Here is a 20,769-nt window from a genome sequence, read left to right on the forward strand (position 1 = left end):
AAAAAACGAGATTGATTCAAATAAGTCGTAAAATATAACAATAATTGAGATTAACATCCACTAAAGGTCAAACGCTTCAATGCCCATATTCTCCTGTGAGCTGCAACTCAACTCAGACCAACAATTACGGCATTTACTCTCATTAGAAGGTTTACCCAAAGATACCCTCCTCCAGATTTTAGACACTGCAAAGCAGTTTGTGAGTGTCACTAATCCAGACCGAGAAGTAAAAAAAGTACCATTACTTAGAGGTAAAAGCGTTTTTAACCTCTTTTTTGAAAACTCCACTAGAACAAGAACCACTTTTGAAATTGCTGCGAATCGACTCTCAGCAGACGTCATTAACTTAGATATCCAAACATCTTCCACCTCGAAAGGCGAAAGCCTTTTAGACACCATTGATAATCTGGTCGCGATGCAGGCTGATATCTTTGTGGTCAGACATAAGACGACAGGAGCCCCAGCAGAGATTGCCGCACATTTACCCGAATATGTTCACGTGATCAATGCTGGAGATGGCACCAACCAACACCCCACCCAAGGGCTTTTAGATCTCTTTACGATGCGCCACTTTAAGAAAGACTTTGTAAACCTCAAAGTCGCGATTATTGGTGATGTCATCCATAGTCGAGTCGCAAAATCCAACATCTATGGTCTAGCAACCCTCGGTTGTAAAGATATCCGTGTCATCGGACCAGAAAGTCTTCTCCCCAGCAATTTAGATATGCAGGGTGTGAGAGTGTTTCATAACATTGCTAAAGGAATTGAAGGGGCGGACGTAGTAATGACGCTTCGAATCCAAAAAGAGCGCATGGAGCAAGGACAAGTACCAGAAGGTGAAGCATTCTTTAAAGAATGGGGACTTACCCCTGAGAGATTAGCTTTAGCCGATAAAAAAGCGATTGTGATGCATCCAGGCCCCATGAATCGAGGAATTGAGATTGCAAGTGAGGTGGCAGACGGACCACAATCAGTGATTCTTAAACAAGTGACCTTCGGTATTGCCGTGCGTATGGCAGTGATGTCGATCGTTGCCGGCAACTAAATTCGATTGTAAAAAAAATAAGTTATACTCAAAACATGTAAATCTAAAAAAGATTTAATTGTGGAGTATTTGATACCAATTGCCTTGACGGCATTACTCATTTTTTCTGTTTTGACGAGTGTCCATCAAGCAGAAAAAATTGCTCACCATTTAGGAGAGCCTTTTGGCGCTCTAGTTTTGGCTGTGAGTGTGACGATTATCGAAGTTGCCTTAATTATTTCCATGATGTTGACAGGTAAACCAGGAAGTGATTTGGTGGCAAGAGATACGGTGTTTTCTGCGGTCATGATTGTGATGAACGGCTTAGTAGGTGTATCCATCTTTTTAGGGTGTTTAAAACATCATGAACTCTCTTTTAGAGTTGAGGGTGCTAATCCAGCATTAACTGTCATTTGTGCATTAGCAACCTTAACGATGGTATTGCCTGTATATACGACTACTACACCAGGAATAGATTACTCTCAAAGCCAGTTAATTTTTGTCGGAATTGCTTCATTAGTGCTGTATGGCATCTTTGTATTTGTACAAACAGTTCGACATACTGATTACTTTTTACCCATTGAGCCCCTTAAACAAGAAGCAATTGAAGAAGTTCATCATCATGAATCTCAAAAGTCCATCAATATTTGGTTGACTGTATTGTTTTTGGTGATTTCTCTGATTGCTGTAGTTGGTTTAGCCAAGCTCCTCAGCCCAAGTCTTGAAGCTGGAATCGAAGCAATTGGTGCTCCTAAAACTTTATTAGGGATTGTGATTGCGGCATTAGTACTTTTGCCAGAAGGCATTACTGCAATTAAATTAGCCCTACAAAATAAACTTCAAATCAGCCTGAATTTAACTTTGGGATCAGCGATTGCTAGTATTGGACTTACTATTCCAGCTGTAGCGGTTATTTCTATTTGGTTTAACTTGCCATTGAGCTTAGGCATCAGTTCAGTCAGTCAGGTTTTACTTCTTCTGACAATGATTGTTGGTATCATGAACTTAGCTACCGGCAGAGCTAGTTTGTTAGCCGGCATCGTCCAATTGGTTATATTCTTTAGTTATTTGTTCCTAACCCTAGTTCCATAGTACGTTATTCTAATTATTTAAAAAAATATATAATCTAAAATTTATGTCTATATTAATACCTGTAATACTTTCTGGTGGTGCTGGCAGTCGGTTATGGCCTGTTTCACGCGAGGGTCATCCTAAGCCCTTTATGAAACTAGCCGATGGTCAAACTTTGTTAGAGAAAACCTATCGTCGTGCAGCTTCCATTCCAAATGTATATACCGAGAATGGCAAAGCTAAGCTGTTAACTGTGACGAATCGAGATTACTATTTTATGAGTCGTGATGAGCTAGAAAAAGCTAATGCAACGGGTACTTTTTTATTGGAGCCTTTTGGAAGAAACACAGCACCTGCTATTGCTTTAGCTGCTCATAAAATTCAAGCTAAGTTTGGACCTGAGGCATTAATGTTGGTTTTAGCTGCTGATCATTTGATTTTGGATGATGTTGCATTTGGGAAGGCCGTTCATCAAGCCACAGAATTGGCTAGTGCGCCACATCATTTATTAGTAACATTCGGCATATTACCCACTGGTCCTGAAACACGGTTTGGATATGTTGAATCGGCTGAAAAAATAGCAAATGGACTTAGGGTTAAGGCATTTATTGAAAAGCCAGATTCAAAAACAGCGGGGACTTATCTTGATGCGGGCAATTATTTCTGGAACTCAGGAATGTTTTGCTTTAGTGCAGGACAGTTCTTAAAACAATTAGTGTTATGCGCTCCTGAAGTTGCTAAACCTACCCAGGTTTGTTGGGATGCCATGTCCATTGACGGCATCAAAGAAATGACTATGATTGAAATACCAGAGGTCTTATTTAAGGAAGTTCCAGATATTTCTGTGGATTACGCTGTAATGGAAAAGTCTTCTGAAGTTGCGGTTGTTCCCGGTGATTTTGGCTGGAGTGATATTGGTTCTTGGGGTGCTATTCGGGATCTTTTTCATCCCAACGAAGATAATAACCGAGCTTCAGGAGATGCAATATTTGTTAAATCAGCTAATACTTTTGTGCAGTCTGAAGATCGAATAGTAGCAACGGTTGGCGTTCAAAATCTAATGATTATTGACACTAAGGATGCACTTTTAGTTGCAAATACAGAGCATACCCAAGAGGTTAAGACGGTAGTTAACATTTTAAAACAAAGAAACCATGATTCTTACAAGCTGCATAGCACAGTTTCTAGACCGTGGGGCACTTATACAGTATTAGAGGATCATCCTGGATTTAAAATTAAACGCATTGAGGTAAGACCTGGGGGAAAGTTGAGTTTACAAATGCACTATCATCGTAGCGAGCATTGGATAGTTGTTAAGGGTGAGGCTCATATTGTTAATGGAGAAACTAATATAACTTTATTAGCTAATCAATCCACATATATTCCAGCCGGCCATAAACATCGTTTAGAAAATCGAGTAGAAGAAGACCTGGTAATGATTGAAGTTCAGTTTGGCTCCTATCTTGGCGAAGACGATATCGTAAGGTTTGAAGATACATATGGAAGAGTTTAAGAAAGATGCTTAATAACATTTTTTTTAACGATCTTTTTGATGGGTTTAGTGCTTGGAAGAAATGGTATATTTTAGGTACCCAATCGATCAGATCGAGGTATGCAAGATCTAAGCTAGGGCAATTCTGGCCTTCGCTTTCTTACTTCGTAACAGTATTAAGTTTGGGACTTGTGTATGCTTACCTATGGAATGAACCAATCAGAAAATTTTTACCATATTTATCCATCAGCCATGTATTTTGGACGGTAATCTCTGGATCTGTATTGGAAGGTTGTAGTGTGTTCATAGATTCACAGTCTTTAGTAAAAACTGAATATTATCCAAGGAGTATGTTTGTATTTAGTCTTTTGGCAAGACAACTTACATACTTTTTGCATAATTTTGTAGTTTTGATTCCATTACTTATTCTATTTCCGGATAGAGTTACTTGGTGGATTCTTCTAGCTATTCCTGGGTTTTTTCTAGTAGTTATAAATTGTTATTGGATGGCTTTGGCGGTTGGATTTTTATGCGCGCGGTTTAGGGATTTACCAAATGTGATTTCCTCCATAATGCAAATTCTATATTTTGTCACTCCTGTTATGTGGGAAGGGGAAAGAATTCGCAACCCACATTTAAAAATGCTTCTTACGGAATTAAACCCGTTCGCTAGTCTTTTGGCAATTGTTAGAGACCCGTTTATTGGGATACAACCTTCCACACTGCAATATTTTGTTGTCGCAATCTGGACAATCATGGGTTACATATTTGCAGTTTATCTTTTTAAGCATTCAAGTCGTCGTTTATCATATTGGTTGTAAAAAATGGCATATCTCAAACTTCAAAATGTTAGTGTCGAATTTCCTGTTTATAACAGCGTGGCAAGATCACTTAGGCATACTCTATTTAAAACAGTAGGAGGCACTGTTGCAGCCCATAACAAAATAGTTATTGTTAAGGCCTTAGATAATATTTCAATAGAATTAAATGAAGGAGATAGGTTTGGTCTTATTGGGCACAATGGCGCAGGTAAAACGACATTACTGAGAGTGTTTTCTGGAGGATATTTTCCAACTTCTGGCAAGATTGAGGTCAATGGATTTAGGTCTGCACTCACTGATATTAATATGGGATTAGATGCTGAGTTAACAGGCTACAGCAATATTGTAAATAAGTTGGTTTTAATGGGGCTTGGATTCGAAGAAGCAAGAGCTAAAATCCAAGAAATTGAGGATTTTTCTGAGTTAGGCGACTATCTTTCTTTGCCAATGAGAACTTATTCAACAGGCATGTATTTGAGATTAGCATTTGCAATCGCTACATCAATAATCCCTGATATTTTGATCTTAGATGAAATGATTGGTGCAGGTGATGCACATTTTATAGAAAAAGCAAAAAATAGAACTGATGAATTTTTAGATAAAACAAAGATTATGATTATTTCTTCACATGACCTTGATTTAGTTAGGCGTTATTGTAATCAGGTGATGTGGTTGCAAGAAGGTAAGGTCAGAGAATTAGGCCCTTCTGATGAGGTTATCAGTAAATATTTAAAGACTACGACATGATAAAGGTTAAAAAAATAGTGTTGGTGGGCGGTGGTGGATATGCTACTGAAGTAGCAGATTACCTGTTTAAAGATTATAAATTAAGAGGTGGACCTGAAATTTTAGGATTTACTGAGGATTTTACCCAAAATCCTGAGCTAAATAACCTTCCTTATTTAGGAAAATTAAAAGATATTGCGCCTGATCCAGAATTGGGATTCATTGTAACAAGTGGGACTCCTAGGTTTAGAGAAGAATCCATACAAATGATAGAAAAATATGGTGGAAGACTAACTTCTTATATTCATCATACGGCAGTAATTGCAACGGATGCTGTTATTAAAGAAGGATCAATAGTTTGTCCTTTTTCTATTGTAAACAGTGGTGCTATTGTTGGGCGAGGTGTTTCGCTTAATGTTCACACAACTATTGGACACGGTGCTTTTGTGGGAGATTTCTCAGTAATTTCCCCTTATTCAGCACTAAATGGTTGGTCAAAGATTGGGGCCAAGTGTTTTCTTGGAACGAGAGCAACCATATTTCCTAAGGTAAAAATTGGAAATCAATGCACCGTTGACAGTCACTCATTTGTTAAGTTAGATGTTGAAGATAGAATGTTTATTTCGGTTCGTGGCCGGTATTGTATTGTTAAAAATAGATTGGAATAAAAAATGAAAAATAAAAAAAAATTAATTGAGGCATTTAGTGCCGCACTAGGACTTCCGGAGTCCAAAATTACAGAAGACTTGGCATATAATGCCCTACCTGAATGGGATTCGATTGCTCACATGTCCTTAGTTAGTGAGTTAGAAAAAGTGTACGACATTATGTTAGACACGGATGATATTCTAGGAATGAGTTCTTTTGCTGAAGCAAAAAAAATAATCCAAAAATATGGTGTTGAATTTGAATGAGTATTCTTCAACTGCAAGGAAAAGTGTGCTTAATTACTGGTGCGTCAAAAGGAATTGGTTTTTCCTCGGCTAAAATTCTAGCACTTCATGGGGCAAGCGTTATTTTAGTTGGCAGAAACAAAGATTTACTTGAATCAAATGTAAATGCGATTAACAATGAAATTAACTCTTGTATTGCAATGTCATACCCTTGCGACATTACAAGTGAACACGAGGTTAAAGTTCTCTTTCAATGGGTATTTAAAACCTTTAAGAGGTTAGATGTTTTGGTTGCCAATGCTGGCATTCTTGAAGATTCCTTAATTGGCATGACAACTAAGGAGCAAATAGAGAGAGTATTTGCAGTTAATACTTTTGGGCTTATATATTGCGCCCAATATGCCTGTAGGCTTATGAGTCGCAATAAGTTTGGAAGTATTATTAACATTTCTTCCATTATTGCGACAAACGGAAATGCTGGACAAACAGTTTATGGAGGAAGTAAGGCTGCTGTTCTGGGTATCACAAAATCTTTAGCAAAAGAGTTGGCTAACCAAAATATTCGAGTAAATGCTATAGCCCCAGGTTTTATAGACACAGATATGACTCGTTCAATTCCATTGGAGAAATATGAAGAGCGTTTATCTAGCATATCTATGGGAAGAGTAGGTACTCCGGAGGATGTTGCTGGCGTAGTATTATTTTTAGCCAGCAATCTATCCAACTATATTACTGGTCAAACTATCGGTGTTGATGGTGGAATGCTAATTTAATAATGAATAATAATTTTTGGGATCTTGAAAAGCATGGAGAGCAAATAGCAATATTTAGCCATGATTATTCGCCTATTAATTATTCGAATTTAGCTATTATGGCGGATAGTCGAACTGTAAATCTCAGCAAAGGAAAACTATTTGTTCTAGAGTGTTCGAATAACTTAAATACGGTACTTGTATATCTAGGGGCTTTGCGAAAGGGCGCAATTCCATTGATGGTGAATTCATCAACAGATAAAAATATATTAAATGAGTTATATGAACATTTTGAGATAGAGGATATTTATGACTCTTTAAATGACATTTGGATTGAAAAAAAACCTAAAATAAATGTAATATTTAAACCTCACTTAAGTCTAGGATTATTGTTAACTACTTCAGGAAGTACTGGGTCCCCAAAGTTAGTAAGACTAAGCCTTGAAAATTTGAGTTCAAATGCGATAAGTATTGCTTCGTATCTGTATCTTGATAATAAAGAAGTATGTATAACCTCTTTGCCTTTAAGCTATTCCTATGGATTATCAATACTTAATAGTCATTTATTAGTTGGTGGCAAAATTGTTCTAACTGAAAATGGTGTTACATCACCCCTATTTTGGGAGTTATTTAAGAAATTTGGCGTCACTAGCCTATCTGGAGTACCAGCAACTTGGAGAATTTTGCGTAAGATGCGATTCGAAAAAATGTTATTACCTTCTTTAAAAACAATTACTCAGGCTGGGGGGAGATTGGAAGCTGAAGAAATAAGTTGGCTCAATGAGATAAGTAAGCCGATTTCCAGAAATGTGTTTGTGATGTATGGTCAAACAGAAGCAACTGCTAGAATCTCGTACCTTCCTATCGAATACATAGAAAAAAAATTAGGAAGTATTGGTAGGGCAATACCTGGAGGCTCCCTTTCTATACAAGATGATAAGGGATCAGTGCTTCTTCCTGGAGTTGAGGGGGAGTTGGTATATGAGGGACCAAATGTCATGCTTGGATATGCATTTGATAAAAATGATCTTATGCTAGGTAAGAATGTATTTATGCTAAAAACTGGTGATTTAGCTAAATGTGACGAAGATGGATTTTTCTGGATTACGGGTAGGCTTAGTAGGTTTATTAAATTGTTTGGCAATCGATTTGCACTCGATGATGTAGAAAGATATATTAATACGTTAGGTATTGAGTCAGCTGTCACGGGGGATGATGATTGTTTAATGGTTGCAATTGCTGGATCTCAAAAAGATGCTAATGATTTAGAGTTGCAACTATCTACAAGATATAAAGTTCATAAAAGTGCTATCAAGGTAGTAGTAAGTGAGATCCCTAGAAATGAGTCCGGTAAGATTTTATATTTAGATTTAAAGAATAAAATTAAAAAAATAATTATGAAAGAATCTGGCAATGCTGACTGATGAGTTCCTAAATTGGCCAATTTATTCCTTTTTAAAGGAAGAGAAAAGGACAAGGCTGGAGGAGCTATTACATTCTTTAACAATTCATCACAATATGTCCTGTGATTTATACAAAAACTTGTTAATAGCTCGTGATATAAAAATTGAAAATAAATTTTCACTAGAAAACGTTCCTTTCTTTCCAGTAAGATTATTTAAGCTATTTCATATCCAAAGTATTAACTCTAAAGATGTTTTTAAGGTTTTAACTTCTTCCGGCACAACGGGCCAAGTCCCCTCCAAGATTTTTTTAGATAAAGAAACTTCCAATTTTCAGACGCATGCTCTAGTAAAAATTGTTCAAGAGTTTTTGGGTAAAAATCGACTCCCAATGCTTATTATTGACCACCCAAATGTCATTAAGGACAGAAATAATTTTTCTGCAAGAGGTGCTGGAATTCTTGGGCTATCCAATTTTGGCAGAGAGCATGTATATGCATTAAAAGAGGATATGTCTTTAAATATTGATGAAGTTAATGATTTTTGTGAAAGACATAAAAATACAAATACTTTTGTGTTTGGCTTTACTTTCATAATATGGCAAAACTTTCTTTTGGAACTAGAGCGACTCAACTTAAGATTAAACCTCCAAAACTCTATTTTTCTTCACAGTGGTGGATGGAAAAAACTCCAAGATATAGCTGTTGATAATTTGACTTTTAAGGAAAGGTTAAATAAGGTTTGTGGAGTTAAAAAGATTCATAATTTTTATGGAATGGTAGAGCAAGTTGGATCTATTTTTGTTGAGTGTAATCAGGGCTATTTGCACACACCTGCCTTTGCTGATATTTTAATTAGAGATCCTTTAGATTGGTCCATTAAACCTAACGGAGAGATGGGAGTTGTTCAAGTTTTATCTTGCATACCTAAAAGTTATCCGGGGCACAGTCTTTTAACTGAAGATTTAGGAACAATTCATGGAGAAGATAATTGTGAATGTGGGCGATTAGGTAAATATTTTGAAATTCATGGAAGAATTCCTCGAGCAGAGCTTAGAGGATGTAGTGACACTCAAGTCAGCCCGACAAAATAAGAGGATAAAGTTAATTTAGTCATGAGCAACAATTCATTAAGTATATTTATAACATCTACTGAAGAAGTGATTCTTGACCAAAAGAATTTAAGACCTTTCGGAGACGTACAGTTTTTATTTGCTCAATTTTTATCTCGAGAATTGACTTCACCTTTAGTTGCGAGAAAATTTCCTGAACTTGCTGCATTAGGTTTTTGGCTTAGACCAGCTAATTTAAAAAAAATTATTGGAAAGCATAATTTAAATTTAGATGTAAATCTCTTTGTACCTCGAGGATTAGTATTTCATATTGCACCATCTAATGTCGATACTATATTTGTATATTCATGGTTCATATCTCTACTTTGTGGCAATAGAAATTTAATAAGGATTTCGGAGAAGGTTAATCCTCAAAACAATTTATTATTAGATATCATTGTCAAGACTCTTTTAAAACCAGAGTTTAAAGAAATTGCCAACTCCATTCAGATAATAAGCTATGGTCATGATGATGACATAAGCAAGGATTTGTCTTTAAAAACTGATGTCAGAGTTGTTTGGGGGGGAGATAGCACTATTAACCATTTTAGAAGCTTTCAAATACCACCTCATGGGACAGAGTTATGCTTTTCGAATAAATTCTCCCTATGTATCATTGACTCGGATAAATTAAATCAGTTATCACAGGAGCAGTTGTTGAAGTTATCAAAAGGATTCTACAACGATTCATATTGGTTTGGGCAAATGGCATGCTCATCTCCAAGATTAATATTGTGGAGAGGGCGTGGCGAAAATTTAGATATTGCGCGCGAAAAATTTTGGAGAGTTTTTGAAGAGGTGCTTAATAAAAAGAGAAATTTCTTTGATACTGCTGACTTCGTTAATAAAGAAATATCAGTCGATTCCTTAGCATTCAAGCAAAAAGTAAAAATCAGTTCAAAAGATAATCGACTAACAAAAATTTGGCTTGATAAACCTGAGGTCTATATCAACGATCATTGTGGGCTAGGACTATTTCATGAAAGTAAAATTACTCATTTAAGTGATTTATCTTCACTATTAAGTAGATCAATCCAAACTGTTAGTTATTTTGGATTAAGTCGTGAAGAAGTCTTTCATTATGTCAAAGAACATTTACCAGTTGGTATTGACAGGTTTTGTGAGGTCGGGCATGCATTAGATTTTGGCAGCATCTGGGATGGCTTAGATTTGTTCAGATCTTTTTTAAGACAAATTGACTTTAAATAATGAAAGAAACTGACATATGGTTCATGGGAGCATAAAACTTGCCTTGATTCTTCCTGAATTATATAGTGGGGGGACCTTACGTGGAGCAAAAAATATTGCCAGAATGTTGATGCTAGGATCTATAACTGCAGGAGTTAAATTAGAATTAAGTTTTGGCCACCTAGATGATTCCTCCCTTTACCAAGATGCAGACTTTGAGGATTTAAAAGAATTAGGTATAAAAATCAGACCGTTCAAGAGGGAAGTCATTTCGAGTACCCATATAGATATAGTATTTGATTACTTAAAAAAAACATCACAAGGAAAAAAGGCAGACACCTACTGGAGTTTTAACGATGGCATAAGTAATTTCGAGGATTGTGATTTTTGGATTATTGTGTCTGATAGATTACAACATTCTATTCCCCCTCATAGGCCTTTTGCAGTAATTGTTTATGATTATATTCAACGGTATGTACCTGAAATATTTGGATTAACCCCTAATACTGATGGAAATTGGATGCAATATGATGCCTATGCAAAAGCCACTCGAGGGGCTCAATTTGTAATTTGCACAACTAATCAAACTCGTTTGGATTGTATTAATTATGCGGGCGTTAATCATGAAAGAGTTTTTAAATTTCCAATGGAGTTCGATTCATTAAATGTTCAATCTAAACCATTAGTTAAAGACATTGAGTTGCCACCTTATCTCTTATGGACAACAAATTCAACTCAACATAAAAACCATATTAACGTCATACTTGGATTAGAGTACTATTTTAAAAATTATCCTGAATCAAAACTTAATATATATATGACAGGAATTTATACTAATTTATTTACAACTAAAGAAGACTTAGATAAACATTATTTTGATGAATATCCTAGAAGAGTTCGGCAGACAATTGCAAGTTGTCCACAGGTTAAAAAAAGATTAAAAATCTGGGGTAATTTAAGCGACGAAATATATTTAGAAAAATTAACAAATGCATATGGAATACTTCATGGGGCTCTTTATGATAATGGCACATACTCAATAGTAGAAGGAGCATGGTTTGGTGTTCCTTCTATTTCAAGTGACTATCCTGCAATAAGGGAGTCATGCGAAAATTTTTCATTAAAACCAGTTTTATTTAATCCAAGAAATCCTAAAGATTTAGCTAAATCTCTTCAGGAGTTTGAAAAAAACTATTCTCAAATACGTGCTTCATTGCCGCATCAAGAGATACTCATTGAAAGAACTTTTTCAAAAATGGCTGATAAATATTGGGATTCTTTTATGACAGCTTATCAAGTAACACGAGATAAAAATAATGAAAAATAATTTGCCTGCATTTTTTGAAATTGTTTTTTTAGGTCTCAATCCCGTGGAGCATAAAAGTGAAGGTTTGATTGTTTTATTGTCGGACAATATAAATGCACTTCAGAAACAGGGTATTTTGGTGCGAATACATACAACTGGCCGACATATTAAATCTATAAAAAGAGTCTTAAGTGGAAACAATGTAGATATTCAGAAAGTAAAGTTTGCGGTTTATAAAGTTGAAGCAATTACCTTAATCCTTATCCACTTCCTGATGCATAGAGGACGTTCAAAAGTCTATGACCAACAAAGTGGAATTCTAAAACATATAAAAAATAAATTAACAGGTGCTTTCAAGATTGTAATACCGAGTATTTTTACTTGGAGTCTTGACTTAAGTCCGTTTAATATTTGGTTTAAAGTGCCCTTGAATTTGGGTGTAATAATAATTTTAATTTGTATTGTTTTTTTTGTGGGTTTAATTTTTTTATTACTACTTTTATTTATTAAACTTGGATTACGTTTAATAAATAAAATACAAGGTTTTAAATTTGTAAATAGAAAAAGTATGCCAAAAGATCTTTTGGGGCTATTGAAAAAAATATACAATGCGAAAAATAGACTTATACAATATTTACAGTGGCAAGTATATACTAAGGAGCAAATAAGATTTGCAAAAAAAATTAATACAAATAAAGATATTAAGAAATTATTTTTCTTTACGGCTTTTGATGGATTCGTTGTATCTCATTTCAAGGGCTCTTCATTAGTTACATTACCAGACTTTATTACGCTAGTTTATCCACTTCGTTTTATTGCTGCTCATAATAAAGATACTCTTGAGGGAATGAGACTTTCTATAAAAAGTGCTAAGGCAGTGATTTGTTATTCAGAGTTTGTAAAAACAGAGCAACTACATAAATTTTTTCCGAAAGAAGTTGAGAATCAAAGAGTCGAAGTAATACCTCAGGGATATTTTCCGACCTTGGAAACAAGTCATCAGAAAAAAGAAGAAGCCGGAAAAAAGTTAAATGAAAAAAGATCTTTCATAATCAATCCTTTTAAGTCTCTTCTATTAGCTCCACCAGTAGTGGACTTCACTCAATTTAACTTTCTTTTGTACCCAACGATTGATAGACCTCATAAAAACACCTTAATTTTAGTAAAAGCTTTTAGTAAACTACTAAGAGAATGTAATTTCAATATCAAATTAATTTTAACAACCCCCCACCCCTCAAAAGATGTAGAACAATTTATACTTGAACAACGACTTCAATATGATGTTATCTTTATGCCATCGGTAGATTTAGAGACATTAGATTTGCTTTGTGAGAAATCATCTTTGGTCGTTCATCCAAGTCTTGCTGAGGGAGGAGATGTCTTCAACTTTTCTCGAGCAGCCTCAACTAAAACCCCAGCACTATTGGCGGATGTTCAGGTAGTTAGAGAAATGTTTGAAAGAGAGGGACTATCAAAATGTGATTACGATGATTGGGTTTTCGATCCGGTAGATATGGATTCACTTTTCCAAAAAATTAAAAAAATTCTTCTAAATCCTGAGGAAGTTATTGAAAAACAATATTTTTATTCTAAGAAGTTATCAAGATATAGTTTTGATGATATGGCTAGAAGATATTTGAAACTTTATGAAAGTATATGAGATGATTAAAAAATTACCTGTTTATGAACCCGTATTGGGATCTTCTTCGAAGGAAAATGTTATTAAATGCTTAGACACTAATTGGATATCTTCAAGAGGCGAATTTATTGAAAAATTTGAAGATGCATTTTCTAAAAAAGTGGGTAGTAAATACGCTTTAACTGTCTCTAATGGCACTGTTGCCCTCCATTTAGCTTTATTGGCGCTAGACATTGGACCTGGGGACGAGGTAATTGTTCCAACCTTAACATATATTGCTTCAGTAAATGTAATTAAATATGTTGGTGCAACCCCCGTTTTTGTAGATTCGTTATCAGATACCTGGCAAGTAAGCCCAGAAGATGTTAAATCTAAAATCACGAATAAAACAAAAGCAATTATAGTAGTTCATTTATATGGCCACCCCTCAGATACTCACACTATAGTTGATATTGCAAATAAAAATAATCTCAAAGTTATAGAGGATTGTGCAGAAGCATTCGGATCCTATATTTTTAATGAGCATGTAGGAAATAAAGGGCATATTTCAACTTATAGCTTTTTTGGAAATAAAACAATTACTACGGGCGAGGGGGGTATGGTAACAACTAATGATCCTATACTCTGCCGGAAGGTAAAGAAGCTCAAGGGTCAAGGTTTGGCTGATACAAGGGAATATTGGCATGATATTGTGGGTTATAACTATAGAATGACAAATATTTGCGCAGCAATTGGATTAGGTCAACTGGAATTGGCTGATGAATTTCTGAGAAGAAAAAGAGAGATTGCTACTCAAGTTAAAAGCGAAATTCACGATCTGCCATTGGAAATGTTGTGGGAAAAACATGAAATGATTAATTCATTTTGGATGATTACGATTGCAACTAAGGATCCAAAAGATAGGGATCCCCTCAGAACTTTTTTGAAAGAAAGAGGCATTGAAACTAGACCTTCTTTTTATCCAGCCCATACAATGCCAATGTATTTAGATAAAAATGCGGAACAGTTTCCTATTGCCAGCTCATTGTCATTGAGGGGGATTAATTTGCCCAGCTCCCCAGCACTTACTGATGATGACGTTGAATACCTTACTAATCATATTAAAAATTATTTTAAATATGATTAATTTGTCTCTATTTAAAAAAGAATAATCGTGAATAAATATTATGGTCAATTCCAACCACCAGTTGATGAGCTATTGCATAAAAGATATTTTCCACAAAATGTAACAAAAGGAGTTTTTATGGAATGTGGAGCTTGTGGAGGAAAGTCAGAGAGTAGTTGTTTATTCTTTGAGGAAACACTTGGCTGGCAGGGAGTTAACATTGAGCCATCCCCCCCAAACTTTGCAAACTTAATACAAAATAGACCTGAAAGTATAAATTTACAAGTTGGGCTGTCTAATTTCGATGGTAAATCTAAATTTTTACATGCCATCCATCCAAACCCTGAGCAAGAATTTGGTAATGGATCAATTCAACATAATTCCCAACATTTTCAACAGCTGTCTGATATGGGGTGCACCTTCAAAGAGTATGAAATTGAAGTCATAACATGGAAAACATTAATATCACGATTAGAAATTGAGTATGTGGATATTTTTGTTTTAGATGTAGAAGGACATGAGTTAGCCGTTTTAGATGGAATGGAAAACTCTAAAGTATTTCCTGACATAATTTGTATTGAGGTCGGACACCAAAACTTCAGTGTTATCAGAAAAAAACTAGATGATTATGGATATGTTTTTGATTTTATTTCTCATACAAACGCCTTTTTTGTAAAAAAAGAAGTTTCAGATTTTTCTTCTTAGAAAAATGGAGTTTTTTAATTTCGATAACAAAATGTACGTTGAATATATGGTTAATAAACTACAGGACAACCTTTCACCCATAAATGAAAATTTACTTTTAATTGACGCTAATATCCATAAATTGAATCAACAAATAGAGGTTTTAGAAAGAAGGCTTGAAAATGTTTACTATGCCTTGGAAAATAAAAAATTATTTAAAAAACTATTTTGATTAGTTACAAAAAGGAATATATGAAAAAAGTTATCATTACCGGAATAACCGGACAAGATGGAGCATACCTTACAGAACTCTTGTTAAATAAAGGTTATGAAGTGTATGGAACATTTAGAAGGACAAGTTCGGTAAACTTTTGGCGCTTAGAAGAATTAAAGGTAAATGATAATCCTAGACTGCATTTGGTTGAGTATGATTTAACCGATTTGGGATCAACTATTTCATTGGTTCAAAAAATTCAGCCAGATGAAATTTATAATCTTGCAGCTCAAAGTTTTGTAGGGGTATCTTTTGAGCAACCAACAACAACAGCGCAGATAACAGGTATTGGCCCATTGAATTTATTAGAAGCAATTCGCTTAATTAATCCCAAAATACGTTTTTATCAAGCATCCACCTCAGAAATGTTTGGTAAAGTCCAAGAAATCCCTCAAAAAGAATCTACTCCTTTCTATCCAAGAAGTCCATATGGAGTTGCTAAGTTATATGCCCATTGGATGACTATCAACTATCGTGAGAGTTATGATATATTTGGATGTAGTGGAATACTCTTCAACCATGAAAGCCCATTACGTGGACAGGAGTTTGTAACCCGAAAAATCTCAGATTCAGTTGCGAAAATCAAGCTTGGTAAGTTAGATATTTTAGAGCTAGGAAATATTGACGCAAAAAGGGATTGGGGATTTGCCAAGGAATATGTTGAAGGTATGTGGAGAATGTTGCAGGTTGATACTCCAGATACTTATGTTTTAGCAACGAATCGAACAGAAACAGTCCGTGATTTTGTTTCAATGGCCTTTAAGGGGGCTGGAATTTCATTAGAGTTTAAAGGAACAGCTGAAAACGAAGTTGCAATTGATGCTTCAAATGGTAAGACAGTTATGCGAGTTAATCCTAAATTTTACCGTCCAGCAGAGGTAGATCTTTTAATTGGAGATCCAACCCATGCCAAAGATAAATTAGGTTGGGAGCCTAAAACAAGCTTAGAAGAACTTTGTCAGATGATGGTCAATGAGGATATTCGCAGAAATGAAATAGGCTTTTCTTTTTAATGGAAACCCTGTTACTAACAGGAGCTGATGGTTTTACGGGTAAATATGTATCTGCTCAGGCCAAAAAAATGGGGTTCCTTGTTCACCATTTACGAGCCGACCTTACAGATTCAAAATCTATTCTTAGTGAGGTGAAAGAAGTCTCCCCTCAATATCTGATTCATCTTGCTGGAATTAGTTCAGTGACACACTCTAATCAAGATGATTTTTACAAAGTAAATCTCTTTGGGGCACTTAATTTATTAGACACTCTTTTAGAAAACGCTCCCAAAAAAATCATTCTTGCTAGTAGCGCAAATGTTTACGGTAATATATCAAATGAATCTATAGAAGAGAACCAACTACCTCAACCAGTGAACCATTATGCAATGAGTAAGTTGTCCATGGAGTTGATGGCAAAGAATTATTTGGATAAATTACCCATAGTTATAACTCGCCCTTTCAACTATACCGGGGTAGGGCATGACTTGAGATTTGTCATTCCTAAATTAGTAGATCATTTTCAAAAAAAAGAACCCTTTATTGAACTTGGTAATTTAGACGTTGATCGAGAATATAACGACGTCAGGATGATGAGTAATATGTATATTCATTTGCTTGAGAAAGGAGTGAGTGGTCAAACGTACAATCTATGCACAGGTAAAACGTATTCACTCAGGTATGTCATCGATCGATTAGAAAAGCTTGCAAATCATAAAATAGAAGTGATAGTTAATCCCAAATTTGTGAGAGCTAATGAAGTAAAGATACTATCTGGTGCACCAGTTAAAATTAAAAGTACTTTAGGTCAGTATCAAGAATTTGAACTTGATGAGACCCTATCATGGATGTTGGAAAACCAATCTCAATGAAAATAGGTGTTGACGCTAGGCTTCTTGGAGAATCTTTAACAGGTATTGGCAGGTACACCTTTGAGATGTCAAAACAGTTTGTCGACGAGTTCGAAAAAGACCACCAATTTATTTTTTATGCATCAAAAAAAGTTCCAATCACTATTTCAAATCGACTGAGCGATTTTCGTTTTAAAACATCTAGTGCAAACTCGCGAGTTGAGAGAATGATTTGGTCTCAAACAAAACTTCCATATTGGGCAAATAATGATCAAGTAGATCTTTTTTGGGGGCCTACTCATCGATTGCCGAATTTCTTATCTTCTAAAATTGCCAGAGTAGTAACAGTCCATGACTTAGTATGGAAATATACTCCGGAAACGATGCGTAAATTAAGTTTAAGTGTAGAGAAGCATTTAATGCCAAGTGCAATTTCTCAAGCCGATCTAATTATTGCGGATTCTGAAAGTACCGCCGAAGGAATTAGAGAGACTTTTCCAAACTTTAAGGACAAAGTTCGGGTTGTTCATTTGGGAGTTTCTGAAATGCCAAAATCAAATGGATTAGATAGTATGTTGAAGTTAGGAATTACTAAGCCCTATATTTTATTTGTTGGAACATTAGAGCCTAGAAAAAATTTAGCTAGACTTCTAGAGTCTTTTTCAAACACTTCTGATGAGATAAAAAAAAGTGTAAGTCTAGTGATAGTTGGTGGTAAGGGATGGGGGAATATCAATCTTGATGAAGAAATTAAGAGATGTAATCTAGGTCAATCAGTTAAAGTTCTCGGATTTGTAGAAGATAATCAATTATCAACTTTATATTCTGAAGCATTATTTTTGGCAATGCCTTCTTTGTATGAGGGCTTTGGTTTGCCAATTTTAGAAGCTATGTCTTTTGGCACGCCGGTTCTAACATCTAACGTTTCATCAATGCCTGAGGTTTTAGGAAGTGGTGGCATAGTTGTTAATCCTTTATCAGTGAATGAAATGACTGGAGCAATTGAAACACTTATTCTTAATAACGATCTAAGAACTCAGTTGGGAAATAATGCAAAAATAGAATCCACCAAGTTCTCTTGGAAAAAAGCAGCAAATAGTGCTATCGAAATATTTGAAGAAGCGCTAGAAATTCGTAAAAGTAAAATCAATTCAATTTAACTATGAAGGTCCTTCATTTTTACAAGACATATTTTCCGGATACTTTTGGTGGGGTAGAACAATTTATTTTTGAATTATCAAATGGACTTTCAGCAAATGATGTAGCCTCCAATGTTCTTTCCTTAAGTTCGAATATACAAACCAATGTTGAAGACTCCGGAAATGAAAAATACAGAGTTAAAACAAACTTTAAAATTGCCTCAACGGATTTTTCTATATCTGCATTTAAAGAATTTAAACGTTTATCAAATCAGGCAGATATAATTCATTATCATTTTCCTTGGCCATTTATGGACTTGGTTCATTTTGCAAGCCAAGTCAAAAAACCTAGTGTTGTGACCTATCATTCGGATATTATTCGTCAGAAAAACTTACTGTTGCTTTATCGACCGTTAATGAATTTTTTTTTAAATGATGTGGATGCCATTACCGTATCTTCTCCAAATTACTTAAATTCAAGTGCAATACTTCAAAAATATAAAAGTAAAGTTGAAGTTATTCCTTTTGGAATATCTGATAAAAAAATCAACTCACAAAATGATAAGCACGCCTACTGGAAAAATCTTCTTGGAGATCGCTTTTTTTTATTCTTGGGTGTGCATCGATACTACAAAGGACTTCATTATTTGATGGATGCCTTGGCAATCGAGGAGTTTCCGATTGTGATTGCTGGAGACGGGCCTCAAACAAAGGAGTTAATCGAACTTGCCCAAAAAAATAATCTTAAAAAGATTCAATTTATTGGTGAAATATCAGATGAAGATAAGGATGCTATTTTTCAGTTAAGTTATGCATTTGTTTTTCCCTCTCATTTGCGTTCTGAGTCATTTGGCTTATCTCTTCTTGAGGCAGCGATGTACGGCAAGCCGATGATTTCCTGCGACATTGGTACTGGGACAAGCTTTATCAATCTCAACAATGAAACGGGTATCGTTGTTCCACCAGAAAGTGCCCCTGCTTTACAGGAAGCAATGTCTTGTATGTGGAGTAACCCAGTTGATGCTGAGCGCATGGGTACAGCTGCACGACAGAGATATTTAAATATATTTACAAAAGAGACGATGTGTCAAAGATACTTAGACTTGTATAAAAAACTCATTGACTAGTTATTTAAGCCAAGTAGGCACTTTAAAACAAATGATTGTTTTAAAAATATAAATATAAAAGAAAATAAAAACTAGCAGCATACTAGTCATTAATAAAGTAGAGTTCCAAAAAAGACAGGCGGGTATAACTGCAAAAGCATGCAAACACCAAAGGTAGGGGGAGGTTCTTGCATTTGCGGACGTAGAAACAATATCCCCTTTTTCTTGATCTTCCCAGCGGACAACTCTGCGGTAAATAAGTGAGTGCAGGTGCATATTATCGGCAATACTTGGACTTTTTTGTTGATGAAAAACACGACGCCAAATTGTAAATAATGTTTCTACAGTGGGATAAGCATTAACTAATAAAGCAAATATTGGTGATACAGAATCATTTCTTGCAACTAGTAAGACAGATAAAAAAGCTACCCAAAAACCTAAAAGGTATGCTCCCCCATCGCCTAAAAATATCTGCCCTTTTGGATAGTTCCAAAAAAAGAAGCCTAAAACCGCTCCAATCATTGCTAAACCCAAGACAAAGATGATTGGATCATTCGCCTTAAAGCCAACATAAGATATAGTAATGAAACTTAACAAAGCCACAACGCTCGCAAGTCCATTAAAACCATCAATGATGTTATAGGCATTTGATATTCCACAAATGGCGAATGCTGTAAACAGAATAGATATGAGTGTAATTTGGAAAATGTGATCCAAGAAACTAAAGCCAGTATGTGTAATCCAACCATCAAATAAGTAGCCCGCTATTAGAGCGGAACATGCAGTCCCAATGAGTCGTATCAATATTCCAGCGCGCTTAGTAACGTCTTCAGCTATTCCAACAAAAAAAGCTGGAATACTAGCTATGGTTAAAAGTAATAATTCTGTTCCGCCAAGGTCTTCTAAAAAAAATCTAGCAACGCCAGCAGTTAAGATGGATAGGAAAAGAGCCAAGCCCCCAACTCGAGAAATGTTAGTGTTATGAAACTTTTGAGGAGAATTAAAGTCCATATCTCCAGTGAAGCGGTTATGCAAATGGGTGTAACGCACTAATAGAGTGGTTATTAAAAAGCTAATTAAAAAAGATATTGCTAAGGTATTCAAATTGTATTTAGAGTTGGCTTAATAAAAATAATAAACTTATAATAGTTTAATGATAAGTAAAATAAAAAAATTATTAATAAATCTATTG

20 protein-coding genes are annotated in these 20,769 nt (G+C 35.2%); 19 read left to right on the forward strand and 1 reads right to left on the reverse strand.

Annotation, left to right across the window (positions count from 1 at the left end):
- Nucleotides 1–79 precede the first annotated feature (79 nt).
- From QMN06_RS01435 to QMN06_RS01525, 19 genes are all read left to right on the forward strand, one after another.
- Nucleotides 80–1,045 carry an aspartate carbamoyltransferase catalytic subunit gene (locus tag QMN06_RS01435; RefSeq protein WP_281970722.1) on the forward strand — a complete coding sequence of 322 codons (966 nt, stop codon included), beginning with the start codon at nt 80–82 and terminating at the stop codon, nt 1,043–1,045.
- Nucleotides 1,046–1,105: 60 nt separating this feature from the next.
- Complete coding sequence (locus QMN06_RS01440; RefSeq protein WP_281970723.1) at nt 1,106–2,116, forward strand: ionic transporter y4hA; 1,011 nt, start codon at nt 1,106–1,108, stop codon at nt 2,114–2,116.
- A 49-nt stretch (nt 2,117–2,165) separates the two neighbouring features.
- A complete protein-coding gene (locus QMN06_RS01445; protein WP_281971703.1) occupies nt 2,166–3,608 on the forward strand; it encodes a mannose-1-phosphate guanylyltransferase/mannose-6-phosphate isomerase in 1,443 nt (480 codons plus the stop codon).
- Between the two features lie 5 nt (nt 3,609–3,613).
- Nucleotides 3,614–4,408 (forward strand): ABC transporter permease, encoded by a 795-nt coding sequence (locus tag QMN06_RS01450; protein ID WP_281970724.1) that lies wholly within the window; start codon nt 3,614–3,616, stop codon nt 4,406–4,408.
- A gap of 3 nt (nt 4,409–4,411) precedes the next feature.
- Entirely contained in the window at nt 4,412–5,155 is a 744-nt protein-coding gene (locus QMN06_RS01455; RefSeq protein ID WP_281970725.1) for an ABC transporter ATP-binding protein, read from the forward strand.
- Entirely contained in the window at nt 5,152–5,802 is a 651-nt protein-coding gene (locus QMN06_RS01460) for an acetyltransferase (RefSeq protein WP_281970726.1), read from the forward strand. The genes QMN06_RS01455 and QMN06_RS01460 overlap by 4 nt, the downstream gene beginning before the upstream one ends.
- A gap of 3 nt (nt 5,803–5,805) precedes the next feature.
- The gene (locus tag QMN06_RS01465; RefSeq protein ID WP_281970727.1) at nt 5,806–6,048 is read left to right on the forward strand and encodes an acyl carrier protein; all 243 of its coding nucleotides are present in this window, start codon (nt 5,806–5,808) and stop codon (nt 6,046–6,048) included.
- Nucleotides 6,045–6,800, forward strand: coding sequence for an SDR family NAD(P)-dependent oxidoreductase (locus tag QMN06_RS01470; protein WP_281970728.1), 756 nt, complete (start codon nt 6,045–6,047; stop codon nt 6,798–6,800). The genes QMN06_RS01465 and QMN06_RS01470 overlap by 4 nt, the downstream gene beginning before the upstream one ends.
- Before the next feature lie 2 nt (nt 6,801–6,802).
- On the forward strand, nt 6,803–8,203 hold the full coding sequence (locus tag QMN06_RS01475; protein ID WP_281970729.1) for an AMP-binding protein: 1,401 nt from the start codon (nt 6,803–6,805) through the stop codon (nt 8,201–8,203).
- Nucleotides 8,193–9,275, forward strand: a complete 1,083-nt coding sequence (locus QMN06_RS01480) for an acyl-protein synthetase (protein WP_281970730.1) — start codon at nt 8,193–8,195, stop codon at nt 9,273–9,275. Before QMN06_RS01475 ends, QMN06_RS01480 begins: the two co-directional genes overlap by 11 nt.
- A gap of 21 nt (nt 9,276–9,296) precedes the next feature.
- Nucleotides 9,297–10,502, forward strand: a complete 1,206-nt coding sequence (locus tag QMN06_RS01485; RefSeq protein WP_281970731.1) for an acyl-CoA reductase — start codon at nt 9,297–9,299, stop codon at nt 10,500–10,502.
- 16 nt (nt 10,503–10,518) lie between these two features.
- The gene (locus tag QMN06_RS01490; protein ID WP_281970732.1) at nt 10,519–11,808 is read left to right on the forward strand and encodes a hypothetical protein; all 1,290 of its coding nucleotides are present in this window, start codon (nt 10,519–10,521) and stop codon (nt 11,806–11,808) included.
- The gene (locus QMN06_RS01495) at nt 11,798–13,447 is read left to right on the forward strand and encodes a glycosyltransferase (RefSeq protein ID WP_281970733.1); all 1,650 of its coding nucleotides are present in this window, start codon (nt 11,798–11,800) and stop codon (nt 13,445–13,447) included. Before QMN06_RS01490 ends, QMN06_RS01495 begins: the two co-directional genes overlap by 11 nt.
- Complete coding sequence (locus tag QMN06_RS01500; RefSeq protein WP_281970734.1) at nt 13,434–14,552, forward strand: DegT/DnrJ/EryC1/StrS aminotransferase family protein; 1,119 nt, start codon at nt 13,434–13,436, stop codon at nt 14,550–14,552. Before QMN06_RS01495 ends, QMN06_RS01500 begins: the two co-directional genes overlap by 14 nt.
- 27 nt (nt 14,553–14,579) lie before the next feature.
- Complete coding sequence (locus tag QMN06_RS01505) at nt 14,580–15,236, forward strand: FkbM family methyltransferase (RefSeq protein ID WP_281970735.1); 657 nt, start codon at nt 14,580–14,582, stop codon at nt 15,234–15,236.
- Nucleotides 15,237–15,467: 231 nt separating this feature from the next.
- Nucleotides 15,468–16,502, forward strand: coding sequence for a GDP-mannose 4,6-dehydratase (gmd, locus tag QMN06_RS01510; protein WP_281970737.1), 1,035 nt, complete (start codon nt 15,468–15,470; stop codon nt 16,500–16,502).
- Nucleotides 16,502–17,353 carry a GDP-mannose 4,6-dehydratase gene (locus QMN06_RS01515; protein WP_281970738.1) on the forward strand — a complete coding sequence of 284 codons (852 nt, stop codon included), beginning with the start codon at nt 16,502–16,504 and terminating at the stop codon, nt 17,351–17,353. Before gmd ends, QMN06_RS01515 begins: the two co-directional genes overlap by 1 nt.
- Entirely contained in the window at nt 17,326–18,492 is a 1,167-nt protein-coding gene (locus QMN06_RS01520; RefSeq protein ID WP_281970739.1) for a glycosyltransferase family 1 protein, read from the forward strand. The genes QMN06_RS01515 and QMN06_RS01520 overlap by 28 nt, the downstream gene beginning before the upstream one ends.
- A 2-nt stretch (nt 18,493–18,494) precedes the next feature.
- Complete coding sequence (locus QMN06_RS01525) at nt 18,495–19,598, forward strand: glycosyltransferase family 4 protein (RefSeq protein ID WP_281970740.1); 1,104 nt, start codon at nt 18,495–18,497, stop codon at nt 19,596–19,598.
- Here the strand turns inward: QMN06_RS01525 and QMN06_RS01530 are convergent, their stop codons facing one another.
- Nucleotides 19,599–20,588 carry a glycosyltransferase gene (locus QMN06_RS01530; protein ID WP_281970741.1) on the reverse strand — a complete coding sequence of 330 codons (990 nt, stop codon included), beginning with the start codon at nt 20,586–20,588 and terminating at the stop codon, nt 19,599–19,601.
- Between the last annotated feature and the right edge of the window lie 181 nt (nt 20,589–20,769).

Origin of the sequence: Polynucleobacter sp. SHI8, assembly GCF_027944005.1 — a bacterium.
Taxonomy (GTDB): domain Bacteria; phylum Pseudomonadota; class Gammaproteobacteria; order Burkholderiales; family Burkholderiaceae; genus Polynucleobacter.

Coding starts and splice junctions, on each gene's coding strand:
- QMN06_RS01435 (WP_281970722.1), top strand. CDS start 80: ATGCCCATATTCTCCTGTGAGCTGCAACTCAACTCAGACCAACAATTA.
- QMN06_RS01450 (WP_281970724.1), top strand. CDS start 3,614: ATGCTTAATAACATTTTTTTTAACGATCTTTTTGATGGGTTTAGTGCT.
- QMN06_RS01455 (WP_281970725.1), top strand. CDS start 4,412: ATGGCATATCTCAAACTTCAAAATGTTAGTGTCGAATTTCCTGTTTAT.
- QMN06_RS01460 (WP_281970726.1), top strand. CDS start 5,152: ATGATAAAGGTTAAAAAAATAGTGTTGGTGGGCGGTGGTGGATATGCT.
- QMN06_RS01465 (WP_281970727.1), top strand. CDS start 5,806: ATGAAAAATAAAAAAAAATTAATTGAGGCATTTAGTGCCGCACTAGGA.
- QMN06_RS01470 (WP_281970728.1), top strand. CDS start 6,045: ATGAGTATTCTTCAACTGCAAGGAAAAGTGTGCTTAATTACTGGTGCG.
- QMN06_RS01475 (WP_281970729.1), top strand. CDS start 6,803: ATGAATAATAATTTTTGGGATCTTGAAAAGCATGGAGAGCAAATAGCA.
- QMN06_RS01480 (WP_281970730.1), top strand. CDS start 8,193: ATGCTGACTGATGAGTTCCTAAATTGGCCAATTTATTCCTTTTTAAAG.
- QMN06_RS01485 (WP_281970731.1), top strand. CDS start 9,297: ATGAGCAACAATTCATTAAGTATATTTATAACATCTACTGAAGAAGTG.
- QMN06_RS01490 (WP_281970732.1), top strand. CDS start 10,519: ATGGTTCATGGGAGCATAAAACTTGCCTTGATTCTTCCTGAATTATAT.
- QMN06_RS01495 (WP_281970733.1), top strand. CDS start 11,798: ATGAAAAATAATTTGCCTGCATTTTTTGAAATTGTTTTTTTAGGTCTC.
- QMN06_RS01500 (WP_281970734.1), top strand. CDS start 13,434: ATGAAAGTATATGAGATGATTAAAAAATTACCTGTTTATGAACCCGTA.
- gmd (WP_281970737.1), top strand. CDS start 15,468: ATGAAAAAAGTTATCATTACCGGAATAACCGGACAAGATGGAGCATAC.
- QMN06_RS01515 (WP_281970738.1), top strand. CDS start 16,502: ATGGAAACCCTGTTACTAACAGGAGCTGATGGTTTTACGGGTAAATAT.
- QMN06_RS01520 (WP_281970739.1), top strand. CDS start 17,326: ATGGATGTTGGAAAACCAATCTCAATGAAAATAGGTGTTGACGCTAGG.
- QMN06_RS01525 (WP_281970740.1), top strand. CDS start 18,495: ATGAAGGTCCTTCATTTTTACAAGACATATTTTCCGGATACTTTTGGT.
- QMN06_RS01530 (WP_281970741.1), bottom strand. CDS start 20,588: ATGGACTTTAATTCTCCTCAAAAGTTTCATAACACTAACATTTCTCGA.